The 12,292-nt window shown below is 68.2% G+C and carries 10 protein-coding genes; 7 read left to right on the top strand and 3 right to left on the bottom strand.

The genetic code is table 11. The annotated features are described in order from the left end of the window. The first annotated feature begins 77 nt into the window (after nucleotides 1-77). Both OHS33_RS07480 and OHS33_RS07475 read left to right on the top strand, forming a co-directional pair. The gene (locus OHS33_RS07480; RefSeq protein ID WP_330329590.1) at nucleotides 78-1,682 is read left to right on the top strand and encodes an ABC transporter substrate-binding protein; all 1,605 of its coding nucleotides are present in this window, start codon (nucleotides 78-80) and stop codon (nucleotides 1,680-1,682) included. A 77-nt stretch (nucleotides 1,683-1,759) separates the two neighbouring features. Continuing rightward, nucleotides 1,760-3,337: an ABC transporter substrate-binding protein gene (locus tag OHS33_RS07475; protein ID WP_443065258.1), complete on the top strand. Its 1,578-nt coding sequence runs from the start codon at nucleotides 1,760-1,762 to the stop codon at nucleotides 3,335-3,337. A 12-nt stretch (nucleotides 3,338-3,349) separates the two neighbouring features. Here the strand turns inward: OHS33_RS07475 and OHS33_RS07470 are convergent, their stop codons facing one another. Together OHS33_RS07470 and OHS33_RS07465 are read right to left on the bottom strand one after the other, a co-directional pair. Continuing rightward, on the bottom strand, nucleotides 3,350-4,021 hold the full coding sequence (locus tag OHS33_RS07470) for a response regulator transcription factor (RefSeq protein ID WP_330329588.1): 672 nt from the start codon (nucleotides 4,019-4,021) through the stop codon (nucleotides 3,350-3,352). Nucleotides 4,022-4,110: 89 nt separating this feature from the next. Beyond that, nucleotides 4,111-4,983 (bottom strand): RecB family exonuclease, encoded by an 873-nt coding sequence (locus OHS33_RS07465; protein WP_330329587.1) that lies wholly within the window; start codon nucleotides 4,981-4,983, stop codon nucleotides 4,111-4,113. A 177-nt stretch (nucleotides 4,984-5,160) separates the two neighbouring features. Between OHS33_RS07465 and OHS33_RS07460 the strand changes: the two genes are divergently transcribed. From OHS33_RS07460 to OHS33_RS07450, 3 genes are all read left to right on the top strand, one after another. Then, complete coding sequence (locus OHS33_RS07460; RefSeq protein WP_330329586.1) at nucleotides 5,161-6,363, top strand: site-2 protease family protein; 1,203 nt, start codon at nucleotides 5,161-5,163, stop codon at nucleotides 6,361-6,363. A gap of 18 nt (nucleotides 6,364-6,381) precedes the next feature. Next, on the top strand, nucleotides 6,382-7,302 hold the full coding sequence (locus OHS33_RS07455; protein WP_330329585.1) for a tRNA (adenine-N1)-methyltransferase: 921 nt from the start codon (nucleotides 6,382-6,384) through the stop codon (nucleotides 7,300-7,302). Nucleotides 7,303-7,466: 164 nt separating this feature from the next. Next, entirely contained in the window at nucleotides 7,467-8,087 is a 621-nt protein-coding gene (locus OHS33_RS07450; RefSeq protein WP_330329584.1) for a hypothetical protein, read from the top strand. A gap of 14 nt (nucleotides 8,088-8,101) precedes the next feature. Here the strand turns inward: OHS33_RS07450 and OHS33_RS07445 are convergent, their stop codons facing one another. Then, a complete protein-coding gene (locus OHS33_RS07445; protein ID WP_330329583.1) occupies nucleotides 8,102-8,422 on the bottom strand; it encodes a ferredoxin in 321 nt (106 codons plus the stop codon). Nucleotides 8,423-8,686: 264 nt separating this feature from the next. Here OHS33_RS07445 and arc point away from each other — a divergent pair, with 264 nt between their 5' ends. Together arc and dop are read left to right on the top strand one after the other, a co-directional pair. Beyond that, complete coding sequence (gene arc, locus OHS33_RS07440) at nucleotides 8,687-10,453, top strand: proteasome ATPase (protein WP_330329582.1); 1,767 nt, start codon at nucleotides 8,687-8,689, stop codon at nucleotides 10,451-10,453. A gap of 233 nt (nucleotides 10,454-10,686) precedes the next feature. Then, nucleotides 10,687-12,198: a depupylase/deamidase Dop gene (gene dop / locus OHS33_RS07435; protein ID WP_330329581.1), complete on the top strand. Its 1,512-nt coding sequence runs from the start codon at nucleotides 10,687-10,689 to the stop codon at nucleotides 12,196-12,198. Nucleotides 12,199-12,292 lie beyond the last annotated feature (94 nt).

Here is a 12,292-nt window from a genome sequence, read left to right as displayed (position 1 = left end):
CGCCCTGAACGGGCGACGCCACGCAGTGCCCTTTTCACCGCTGTGAACAAGTGCCGGGTTGAGGGAGTTTTTCGAGGATGAACCGCAAGACCATGGTGCTGACGGCCGCGGCCGGCCTGCTCACCCCCGCGCTGACCGCATGCGGCAGCACCAGCGGAACCGGAGCGGGCACAGGAGCGATCGTCGTCGGCACCACCGACCGGTTCGAGGCCGCCGACACGGTCCCCGCCCCGTTCGACCCGGCGTACGCCTACGACGCCGGGACCTGGAACGTACTGCGCCAGACCGTCCAGACCCTGATGCACACCCCGCGCGGCGGCGGCCAGCCCGTCCCCGAAGCGGCCTCCGACTGCCGCTTCACCGACGCGGGCAACGAAAGCTACCGCTGCACCCTGCGCCCCGGGATGAAGTTCGCCAACGGCGACCCGCTCACCGCGAAGGACGTCAAGTTCTCCATCGAGCGCGTCCTCGCCATCAAGGACGAGAACGGCCCGGTCTCCCTGCTCTCCACCCTCGACACCGTCGAGACCAAGGGCGCGGACACCGTCGTCTTCCACCTGAAGACCCCGGACGCCACCTTCCCGTACAAGCTGTCGACGCCCGCCACGGGCATCGTCAACCAGAAGATGTACGACGGCAAGAAGCTCCGCGAAGGCTTCGCCGTCGACGGCTCCGGCCCGTACACGATGAAGGCCGAAGTCAAGGACAACCACCTCGTCCGCGCCGTCTTCACCAAGAACCCGAACTACAAGGGCGACATCAAGCTGCAGAACGACAAGGTCGAACTGCGCACCTTCACCGACTCCGCCGCGATGGGCAAGGCCCTCACCGACGGCTCGGTCCACATGGTCTCGCGCACCCTGTCGCCCGCCCAGATCCAGGACTTCGCCGCCAAGCCGCCCAAGGGCGTCAAGCTGGTCCCGATGCCCGGCCTGGAAATCCGCTACCTCGCCTTCAACACCGAGGCACCGGTCGTCAAGGACAAGGCCGTACGCCAGGCCCTCGCCGCCGCCGTCGACCGCAACGCCGTCATCTCCAAGGTGTACGGAAAGTCCGCGCAGCCGCTCTACTCGCTGGTCCCCACCACGGTCAACGGCCACGTCAACTCCTTCTTCAACAAGTACGGCGAGGCCAACACCGCCAAGGCCGCCGCCATCCTGAAGGAAGCCGGGATCAAGACCCCGGTCAAGCTGACCCTGAACTACACCAACGACCACTACGGCGACGGCACCGCCGGGGAGTTCGCCGCCCTCAAGGCCCAGCTGAACTCCACCCAGCTCTTCGACGTCACCGTCCAGGGCAGCGACTGGGCCGCCTTCCGCCCCGCGCAGAAGAAGGGCGACTTCGCCGCCTACGGGCTCGGCTGGTTCCCCGACTACTCCGACGCCGACAACTTCCTCGCCCCGTTCCTGGAGCAGGACAACTTCCTCGGCACGCCGTACGCCAACAGCACGGTGCGCTCCAAGCTCATCCCCGAATCGCGCCGCGCCGTCGACCGCAGTGTCGCCGCCCCCGCGATCGCGGAGATGCAGGACATCGTCGCCGACGACGTCCCCGTCCTGCCCCTGTGGCAGGGCAAGCAGTACGTCGCCGCGCGCGACGGCATCACCGGAGTGGAATGGTCCGTCAACTCCATCTCCGACCTCCAGCTGTGGGAACTCGGCCGGGGCGTCAGCGGCTGACACCCCACAGCGACCGGCCCGCGGAACCCGCGGGCCGGGGCCAACGCAACAGTTCGACTGTGAAGGACGTTCGTGTGATGAGACGTAACCAGTGGCTGGTCGCCCCGCTCGGGGCGGTCACCGCCGCCGCGCTGCTCAGCGGTTGCGGCGCACAGGACGGCGCCGCCGCCGGCAACGGCAAGGGCGTGGTCATGGGCATATCCGCCGATGTGCGCTCGACGGACCCGGCGGCGGGCTACGACCCCGGCTCCTGGCTGCTCTTCAACAACGTCTTCCAGTCGCTGCTGGCCTTCCCCAAGGGCGGCACCACCCCCGAACCGGACGCCGCCCGGACCTGCGCCTTCGAAGGCAGCGACAGCAAGCTCTACAAGTGCACCCTGCGCGACGGGCTCAAGTTCAGCAACGGCAACAGCCTCACCGCCCAGGACGTCAAGTACTCCTTCGAGCGCACGCTGAAGATCAACGACCCGAACGGCCCCGCCGTCATGTTCGCGTCCGTCGCACGCATCGACACCCCGGACGACAAGACCGTCGTCTTCCACCTCAAGACGTCCGACGCGACCTTCCCCAGCAAGATCGCGTCGGGCGCGGGGTCCATCGTCGACCACCGCGAGTACCCGGCCGACAAGCTCCGCACCGACGGCAAGGCCATCGGCTCCGGCGTCTACAAAATGGACTCCTTCACCACCAAGAGCGCCGCCTTCTCCGTCAACAGCGCCTACACCGGCCAGGCCAAGGCGAAGAACACCGGCGTCACCATGAAGTTCTTCCACGAGGACGAAGGCGCCCTCAAGTCCGCCCTCGAAGCGGGCGACGTCGACTTCGCCTTCCGCGGCCTCGCCGCCAAGGACATCGCCGGCATGGCCGCCAAGACCGGAGACCAGAAGGTCCTCGTCGTCCAGGGCGCGGGCGCCGAAGTCGAACACCTCGTCTTCAACATGAACGACCCGGTCGTCGGCAAGCTCCCCGTCCGCAAGGCCATCGCCTACCTCGTCGACCGCGACGCCCTCGTCAAGGACGTCTACGACGGCACCGCGACCCCGCTCTACTCGATCGTCCCGGCCGGCATCGGCGGCCACAGCACCGCGTTCTTCGACCGCTACGGCGGCAGCCCCCAGCCCGAGAAGGCCAAGGCCGTCCTCAAGGCCGCCGGGTACACGGACAAGGTCAAGCTGACCCTGTGGTCCACCCCGTCCCGCTACGGACCCTCCACCGACCAGCAGTTCCAGGCGATCGCCAAGCAGCTCAACGCGAGCGGGCTCTTCGACGCCACGGTCAAGTCCGTCGAATTCGGGCAGTACGAGAAGGACATCCAGGCCGGCAAGTACGGCGTCTACGTCAAGGGCTGGGTCCCCGACTACCCCGACGCCGACAACTTCACACAGCCCTTCTTCGGCCCCGACAACGTCCTCGTCAACAACTACGAGAACAAGGAGATCACCGGGACCATCATCCCCGCGACCTCCGCCAAGGCCGACCGCACCGCCACCACCACCGACTTCACGCGCCTCCAGGACATCGTGGCCGAGGAAGTCCCCATCCTCCCGCTGTGGCAGGGCAAGCAGTACGCCGTCGCCCGCCCCAACATCGCAGGCCTCCAGTGGTCCCTGGACGCCTCCACCGTCTTCCGCTTCTGGGAGATCAGCAAGGGCTGAGCATCCCCGGAGCTACTGCGCTCCGGGCCGGACCAGGCCGCTCTCGTACGCGTACACCGCGGCCTGGACCCGGTCCCGCAGACCCAGCTTCGTCAGCACATGACCCACATGCGTCTTCACCGTGGTCTCGCTCACGAACAGGTCCGCCGCGATCTCCGCATTCGACAGACCCCGCGACACCAGCTTCAACACCTCCACCTCACGCTCGGTGAGCGTGCCCAGCGTGCTCGGCGCGGCCGCCTCACCGGACGGAAGGTGCCCCGCGTACTTGTCCAGCAACCGCCGCGTGATGCTCGGCGCGAGCATCGCCTCGCCCGCCGCCACCACCCGGATCGCCTGGATCAGCTCCACCGCCGGCGCGTCCTTCAACAGGAACCCACTGGCCCCCGCGCGCAGCGCCTCCACCACGTACTCGTCCAGATCGAACGTGGTCAGCACCAGCACCTTCGCCGGACCGTCCCGCCCCGGACCCGTGATCTGCCGGGTCGCCTCCACCCCGTCCATCCGCGGCATCCGGATGTCCATCAGCACCACATCGGGCTGCAACGCCCTGACCTGGTCGATCGCCTGCAGACCGTCCCCGGCCTCACCCACGATCGCGAGATCCCCCTCGGCCTCCAGGATCATCCGGAAACCGGTGCGCAGCAGTGGCTGGTCATCGACCAGCAGGACGCGGATCGCCACAGGGTCTCCCTCGTAATCGCTCGATCAGTGGACAGCAGCCAGGCGGGACGGCTCGTCAGGACCCCGCCCATTCTGCCCTGACCCGCCCCTCACGATTCCTCCGGCCGCTCCACCGCCACCCGCGGAGTGATCACCAGCGGATACACCGGGGGAGTGCCACCGAACTCCGGACACACCGCCTGATGATCACACCACCCGCACAGCTTCGTCGGCCGCGGACGCCAGTCACCCGTCTCCGTCGCCTCCTTGATCGCGTCCCACAGCGCCAGCAGCTTGCGCTCCATCCGCTCCAGGTCCTCGATCACCGGGTCATACGTGATCACATCACCACTGCCCAGATACACCAGCTGCAGCCGCCGCGGCACCACCCGCTTCAACCGCCACACCACCAGTGCGTAGAACTTCATCTGGAACAGCGCACCCTCCGCATACTCCGGCCGCGGCGCCTTCCCCGTCTTGTAATCGACGATCCGCACCTCACCCGTCGGCGCCACATCCACCCGGTCGATGATCCCGCGCAGCCGCAACCCCGAATCCAGCTCCGTCTCGACGAAGAACTCCCGCTCCACCGGCTCCAGCCGCGTCGGATCCTCCAACGTGAACCACCGGTCCACCAACGACTCGGCCTCCGTCAGCCACCCCGCCAGACCCACGCCCCCGTCATCCACCGGAAACAGCTCCGTCAGCTCCGGCTTCGACTCCAGCAACCGCTCCCACTGCCCCGGAATCAACGCCTTCGCCCGCGGCGCCGTCCGCTCCTCCGCGGGATGATCGAAAAGCCGCTCCAGCACCGCATGCACCAGCGTCCCCCGCGTCGCCGCCGCACTCGGCTTCTCCGGCAGCTTGTCGATCACCCGGAACCGGTACAACAACGGGCACCGCATGAAATCGCTCGCCCGCGAAGGAGAAAGCGAAGAAGGCCGCGCTGCTTCAGCCGGACCGGAACCGGGACTCGTCGTCATACCAAGACCCTACGACCCGCCACCGACAGCACGGGCATACCATCGACGCCGAGCCCCCTCGCACTGCATGATCGGAGCATCACACCGCGCGACCGCCCGGCCCCACCCACCACCCAGGGCCCGCCGGCACGGACCGCACCCACAGCACGGACAGCACCGATCGACCGAAGGACACCCGTGGCAGACACCGACGAAACCGGCGAGCGCACAGGCCGTCGCTCCGGACCGGGCGGCGGAATCCTCATGGGACGCCCCTTCGGCGTGCCCGTCTACGTATCCCCCAGCTGGTTCCTCGTCGCCGCCCTCATCACCTGGATCTTCGGCAACCAGCTCGAACGCGTCCTCCCCGACCTCGGACCCGCCCGCTACCTCGTCGCCCTCTTCTTCGCCGTCGCCTTCTACGCCTCCGTCCTCGTCCACGAACTCGCCCACACCATCGCCGCCCTCCGCTTCAAACTCCCCGTCCGCCGCATCCAGCTCCAGTTCTTCGGCGGCGTCTCCGAAATCGAGAAGGAATCCGAGAGCCCCGGCCGCGAATTCGTCCTCGCCTTCGTCGGCCCCCTCCTCTCCCTCGCCCTCACCGGCGCCTTCTACCTCGGCATGAAAGCCGTCGAACCCTCCACCGTCCCCGGCGTCCTCCTCGCCGGCCTGATGATCTCCAACCTCCTCGTCGCCGCCTTCAACCTGCTCCCCGGCCTCCCCCTCGACGGCGGCCGCATGCTCCGCGCCGTCATCTGGGCCCTCACCAAAAACCCCATGACCGGCACCATCGCCGCCGCCTGGGTCGGCCGCGCCATCGCCGTCGCCGTCCTCTTCGGCCTCCCCCTGCTCACCAGCAACGGAACCCTCGACGGCGCCGCCACCCGCGACCTCGGCGGCATGGACACCGTCATGAACGCCCTCCTCGCCGCGATCCTCGCCGGCATCATGTGGACCGGCGCCGGCAACAGCCTCCGCATGGCCCGCCTCCGCCAGCACCTCCCCGAACTCCGCGCCCGCACCCTCACCCGACGCGCCATCCCCGTCGAATCCGCCACCCCCCTCTCCGAAGCCCTCCGCCGCGCCAACGACGCCGGAGCCCGCGCCCTCGTCATCGTCGACGGCCACGGCGACCCCACCGCCCTCGTCCGCGAAACCGCCATCGCCTCCGTCCCCGAACACCGCCGCCCCTGGGTCGCCGTCAGCGGCCTCGCCCAGGACCTCACCGACGGCATGAAGGTCTCCGCCGAACTCTCCGGCGAAGACCTCCTCGACGCCCTGCGCGCCCACCCCGCCAGCGAATACCTCGTCCTCGAACCCGGCGGCGAGATCTACGGCGTCCTCTCCACCCTCGACGTCGAAAAGGCCTTCGTGAAGGCCATGGCGCGGCCCCAGTCCTAGAGCCAATACACTGGTCACATGTCCGAACCGACCGGTGCCGCCCGCCGACGCGGGCCCTTCAAGGTCGGGGACCAGGTTCAGCTCACCGACCCCAAGGGCCGCCACTACACGTTCACGCTCGAAGCAGGGAAGAATTTCCACACCCACAAGGGTTCCTTCCCGCACGACGAGCTGATCGGTGCTCCCGAGGGCAGTGTTGTCCGCACCACGGGGAACGTCGCGTACCTCGCGCTGCGCCCCCTGCTCCCCGACTACGTCCTGTCCATGCCCCGCGGCGCCGCCGTGGTCTACCCCAAGGACGCGGGCCAGATCCTGGCCTTCGCCGACATCTTCCCCGGCGCCCGCGTCGTCGAAGCGGGTGTGGGCTCCGGATCGCTGAGCAGCTTCCTGCTCCGCGCGATCGGCGACCAGGGCATGCTCCACAGCTACGAACGACGCCCGGACTTCGCCGAGATCGCCACCGCGAACGTGGAACGCTACTTCGGCGGCCCCCACCCCGCATGGCAGCTCACCGTCGGCGACCTCCAGGACAACCTGTCCGACACCGACGTCGACCGCGTGATCCTCGACATGCTCGCCCCCTGGGAATGCCTGGAGGCCGTCTCCAAGGCACTCGTCCCCGGCGGCATCCTCTGCTGCTACGTGGCCACCACCACCCAGCTCTCGCGCACCGTCGAATCCATCCGCGAGTTCGGCTGCTACGCCGAACCGCAGCCGTGGGAATCGATGATCCGCAACTGGCACGTCGAAGGCCTCGCCGTCCGCCCGGACCACCGCATGATCGGCCACACCGGCTTCCTCGTCACCGCCCGCCGCCTCGCGGACGGCGTCGAAGCCCCCCTCCGCCGCCGCCGCCCCTCCAAGGGCGCCTACGGCGAGGACTACGAAGGCCCCGGCAGCCGCTCCGCGGAGCGCACCGCCGAAACCGAGCGCGGCTGACCCCACCGGGCAGCCATCGGGCAGCCCCCGCGGCCCCGCACAACGCACCGGCGCCTTTTCGTTACGCCTCGTGATGCCTCTCAGCGAGCGTCCCGCCCACCGGCCCGCCCACCGGCCCGCCAGGACGGACCCGCCCGTTCCACCCCCGTGTGAGGTGTGGCACGATGCTGGCTCCCCGTCAGCGCCGCCCACAGGAGACGCCCCGCGTGCCGCACACCCCCGCCGCCCCGGACCCGGCCCACACCCGCACCCGACCGGTGCACTGGATGGCCACCGCGGTGGCGCTGGCCGCCGTCGTGGCCGCAGCCGCCTTCCTCCAGCCCGACCACGCCGTCGCATCCGCCCCCCAGGGCGCCGACGGACCCACGGCCACCCCCGCACCCGACCCGGCACAGGTGACCTTCCCCCTGGACTGCCACGGCCTGCCACAGAGCGTCACCGCCACCGCCCAAGGCGACCTCGACGGTGACGACCGCCCCGAAACCATCGCGGCCGTCCGCTGCGACGCGGGCTCCGGAAACCCCCCGCACGGCCTGTACGTCCTGACCGCCGGCCCGGCGCCGGGCGCGGCCCCCCGGATCGTCGCCACCCTCCTCGACCCCGGCGCGCGCAAGACCGTCACCGACCTCGCGGTGCGTGACCACACGGTCACCGCCACCCTCACCGGATACTCCTCGCCCCAGATACCGCGTTACGCACCCGACGTGAAGCAGCAGTCCAAGTGGCGCTGGACCGGCGGAAAATTCAGCCAGGAGCTTACGGACTCGGCCGCGAAACGCGTTTGATTCCGGGACCGCCGCTATTCCGCGTCGGGACCGTACACCTCGACCCTGTCCGAAACGCGACGCACGTGGATGCAGTCCCCCGGACATTCCTTGGCCGAATCGACCACGTCCTGGAGCAGCGGCAGCGGAACCGGAGTGGTCGCCCCCGCGTCCTGGAGGAGTTCGTCCTCACCACTCTTCACATACGCCAGACCATCGATGTCCAGCTCGAAGACCTCGGGCGCGTACTGGACGCAGATCCCGTCCCCGGTGCAGAGGTCCTGGTCGATCCAGACCTCCAACAGCTCCCCGCCCTCGCCGGCACCGCCAGTGTGAGCCTCGTGCTGCACGGTCATATCTCCTGCCGTTCCCTGTCCTCGGTGATCCACTCCGGTCACAAGTCGCAGCAAGTCGCGCGAGCCCTGACGGGTGTTGAACAGTTCGACCTTACAACCGGCTGCTTTCCGATGTTGAAGGGTGGGTATTTCCCTGGCGTGAGGGAGTACGCAAGGGTGAAGATCGGACACACCCCTACCGTCTTTGTGATCTAGGGGTTTCAATCACCACCAGCCCAGGTAGGGTCAGGAAGCGTCCAGCTCCCCTTGGAGGAGGTGAGGACCGTGGCAGCCCACGACGATGACATCACCCGCGGCATCCGGCCGGGGCGAGGGTCTGATGACCCCGCCGGTCAGGTTGCCTATCTCGAGCAGGAAATCGCCGTCCTGCGACGTAAGCTCGCCGACTCTCCGCGACACACGAGGATTCTCGAAGAGCGGATCGTCGAGCTCCAGACAAATCTGGCCGGAGTATCCGCGCAGAACGAGCGACTCGCCAATACGCTCCGTGAGGCACGCGACCAGATCGTGGCCCTCAAGGAGGAAGTCGACCGGCTCGCACAGCCGCCGGCCGGCTTCGGAGTCTTCCTTCAGTCGAACGAGGACGGCACGGTCGACATCTTCACGGGGGGCCGCAAGCTCCGCGTGAACGTCAGCCCCAGCGTCGAACCCGAGGACCTCAGGCGTGGCCAGGAGGTCATGCTCAACGAAGCCCTCAACGTGGTCGAGGCCATGGAGTTCGAAAGGGCCGGGGACATCGTCACCCTCAAGGAGATCCTTGAGGACGGCGAGCGCGCCCTGGTGGTCGGGCACACCGACGAGGAAAGGGTGGTGAGGCTCGCCGAGCCGCTCCTGGACGTCATCATCCGCCCCGGCGACTCCCTGCTGCTCGAACCCCGCTCCGGCTACGTCTACGAGATCGTCCCCAAGAGCGAGGTCGAGGACCTCGTCCTCGAAGAGGTCCCGGACATCGACTACGACAAGATCGGCGGCCTGGGCGACCAGATCGAGCTGATCCGCGACGCCGTCGAGCTCCCGTACCTCCACCCCGACCTCTTCAAGGAACACGAACTGCGCCCGCCGAAGGGCATCCTGCTCTACGGTCCGCCCGGCTGCGGAAAGACGCTGATCGCGAAGGCGGTCGCCAATTCCCTGGCCAAGAAGGTCGCCGAGGTGACCGGCCAGCCCGCGGGGAAGTCCTACTTCCTCAACATCAAGGGCCCCGAACTCCTCAACAAGTACGTCGGCGAGACCGAGCGGCACATCCGCCTCGTCTTCCAGCGTGCCCGGGAGAAGGCGAGCGAGGGCACCCCCGTCATCGTCTTCTTCGACGAGATGGAATCGCTCTTCCGCACCCGCGGATCCGGTGTCAGCTCGGACGTGGAGAACACCATCGTCCCCCAGCTGCTCGCCGAGATCGACGGTGTGGAGGGCCTGGAGAACGTCATCGTCATCGGCGCCTCCAACCGCGAGGACATGATCGACCCGGCCATCCTGCGCCCCGGCCGACTCGATGTGAAGATCAAGATCGAGCGTCCGGACGCCGAGGCCGCGAAGGACATCTTCGCGAAGTACCTCAAGGCCAGCCTGCCCCTGCACACGGACGACCTGTCCGAGCACCAGGACTCGCGCGCCGGCACCGTCCACAGCATGATCCAGACCGTCGTCGAGCAGATGTACGCCGAGACCGAGGAGAACCGCTTCCTCGAGGTCACGTACGCCAACGGCGACAAGGAAGTCCTCTACTTCAAGGACTTCAACTCGGGCGCGATGATCCAGAACATCGTGGACCGTGCGAAGAAGATGGCGATCAAGGCCTTCCTCGAGCACAACCAGAAGGGCCTCCGGGTCTCCCACCTCCTCCAGGCTTGCGTGGACGAGTTCAAGGAGAACGAGGACCTGCCCAACACCACGAACCCGGACGACTGGGCCCGCATCTCCGGAAAGAAGGGCGAACGGATCGTATTCATCCGCACGCTCGTCACCGGAAAGCAGGGCGCGGACACCGGACGCTCCATCGACACGGTGGCCAACACCGGTCAGTACCTCTGACAGAGCGGGGCGGCTGCGGGTGCCCTCACCGGGCACCCGCAGCCGACTGCTTTTCAGCCGCGGCCGGGTCAAGGCAATGATTGAAATGATCTCCCCACCAGCGCGGAGCCGCTCTAGGCTCTTCCGTACCGCCGCATCCGCAGTGCGGGGACGGGCACCGCACACGCACCGGAGCACCAGCGGTACTTGAGCGCCGCTTCCGATCGGAAGCGCCGCCGGGCAAGGAGGGCCGCATGACCGTACGGCGAGTAATGGGGATCGAGACGGAGTACGGGATCTCCGTCCCCGGTCACCCGAACGCCAATGCCATGCTCACCTCGTCCCAGATCGTCAACGCCTACGCGGCGGCGATGCACCGGGCGCGACGCGCCCGCTGGGACTTCGAGGAGGAGAACCCGCTGCGGGACGCCCGCGGCTTCGACCTCGCCCGCGAGGCCGCCGACAACAGCCAGCTCACCGACGAGGACATCGGCCTCGCCAACGTCATCCTCACCAACGGCGCACGGCTCTACGTCGACCACGCGCACCCCGAATACAGCTCGCCGGAGATCACCAACCCGCGCGACGCCGTCCTCTGGGACAAGGCCGGCGAACGGATCATGGCCGAAGCGGCCGAGCGGGCCGCCCAGCTCCCCGGCGCCCAGCCGATCCACCTCTACAAGAACAACACCGACAACAAGGGCGCCTCCTACGGCACGCACGAGAACTACCTGATGAAGCGGGAGACCCCCTTCTCGGACATCGTGCGCCACCTGACCCCCTTCTTCGTCTCCCGCCAGGTCGTCACCGGGGCCGGCCGCGTCGGCATCGGCCAGGACGGCCGCGAACACGGCTTCCAGATCAGCCAGCGCGCGGACTACTTCGAGGTCGAGGTCGGCCTGGAGACCACCCTCAAGCGCCCCATCATCAACACCCGCGACGAGCCGCACTCCGACGCCGAGAAATACCGCCGCCTGCACGTGATCATCGGCGACGCGAACCTCTCCGAGATCTCCACCTACCTGAAACTGGGCACCACCGCCCTGGTCCTCTCCATGATCGAGGACGGGTTCATCAACGTCGACCTGGCCGTGGACCAGCCGGTGCGCACCCTGCACCAGGTCTCCCACGACCCGGACCTGCACCAGCTCATCACCCTGCGCAGCGGGCGCACGCTGACCGCCGTACAACTCCAGATGGAGTACTTCGAGCTGGCCCGCAAGTACGTCGACGAGCGGTTCGGCTCCGACGCGGACGACCAGACCAAGGACGTGCTGGCCCGCTGGGAGGACGTACTGGGCCGGCTGGAGACCGACCCGATGAGCCTCGCGGGGGAGCTGGACTGGATCGCCAAACGGGAGATCCTGGAGGGCTACCGCAGGCGCGACGGACTGGACTGGGACGCGGCCCGGCTCGGACTGGTGGACCTCCAGTACTCGGACGTCCGCCCCGACAAGGGCCTCTACAACCGCCTGGTGGCCCGCGGGAAGATCAAGCGGCTGCTGGACGAGCCCGCCGTCGAGCGGGCCGAGAGCAAGCCCCCCGAGGACACCCGGGCCTACTTCCGCGGCCGCTGCCTGGAGCAGTACGCCGACGACGTGGCCGCGGCCTCGTGGGACTCGGTGATCTTCGACCTGCCGGGCCACGACTCGCTCCAGCGGGTCCCCACGCTGGAACCCCTGCGGGGCACCCGTGCGCACGTCAAGGAGCTCCTGGACCGCTGCCGCACGGCGGAAGACCTGGTCCGGGTCCTTTCGGGGCGCTGAACGGGGCTGAAAGGCCTCCGGTCCGGGAATCATGAGAAAGACCGGACGTTAGTGAAAGTGCGGGGACGAATGCCGGACCCTCCTTGTAGGGTCC

This window comes from Streptomyces sp. NBC_00536, from assembly GCF_036346295.1.
Lineage (GTDB): Bacteria > Actinomycetota > Actinomycetes > Streptomycetales > Streptomycetaceae > Streptomyces.
The sequence above is the reverse complement of the archived record's forward strand: the minus strand, read 5'-3'. Positions and strand labels throughout refer to the sequence as shown.

Excerpts from the sequence above, each read along its gene's own strand:
- OHS33_RS07480 (WP_330329590.1), top strand. The coding sequence starts at position 78 with ATGAACCGCAAGACCATGGTGCTGACGGCCGCGGCCGGCCTGCTCACC.
- OHS33_RS07475 (WP_443065258.1), top strand. The coding sequence starts at position 1,760 with ATGAGACGTAACCAGTGGCTGGTCGCCCCGCTCGGGGCGGTCACCGCC.
- OHS33_RS07465 (WP_330329587.1), bottom strand. The coding sequence starts at position 4,983 with ATGACGACGAGTCCCGGTTCCGGTCCGGCTGAAGCAGCGCGGCCTTCT.
- OHS33_RS07455 (WP_330329585.1), top strand. The coding sequence starts at position 6,382 with ATGTCCGAACCGACCGGTGCCGCCCGCCGACGCGGGCCCTTCAAGGTC.
- OHS33_RS07450 (WP_330329584.1), top strand. The coding sequence starts at position 7,467 with ATGCTGGCTCCCCGTCAGCGCCGCCCACAGGAGACGCCCCGCGTGCCG.
- OHS33_RS07445 (WP_330329583.1), bottom strand. The coding sequence starts at position 8,422 with ATGACCGTGCAGCACGAGGCTCACACTGGCGGTGCCGGCGAGGGCGGG.
- dop (WP_330329581.1), top strand. The coding sequence starts at position 10,687 with ATGACCGTACGGCGAGTAATGGGGATCGAGACGGAGTACGGGATCTCC.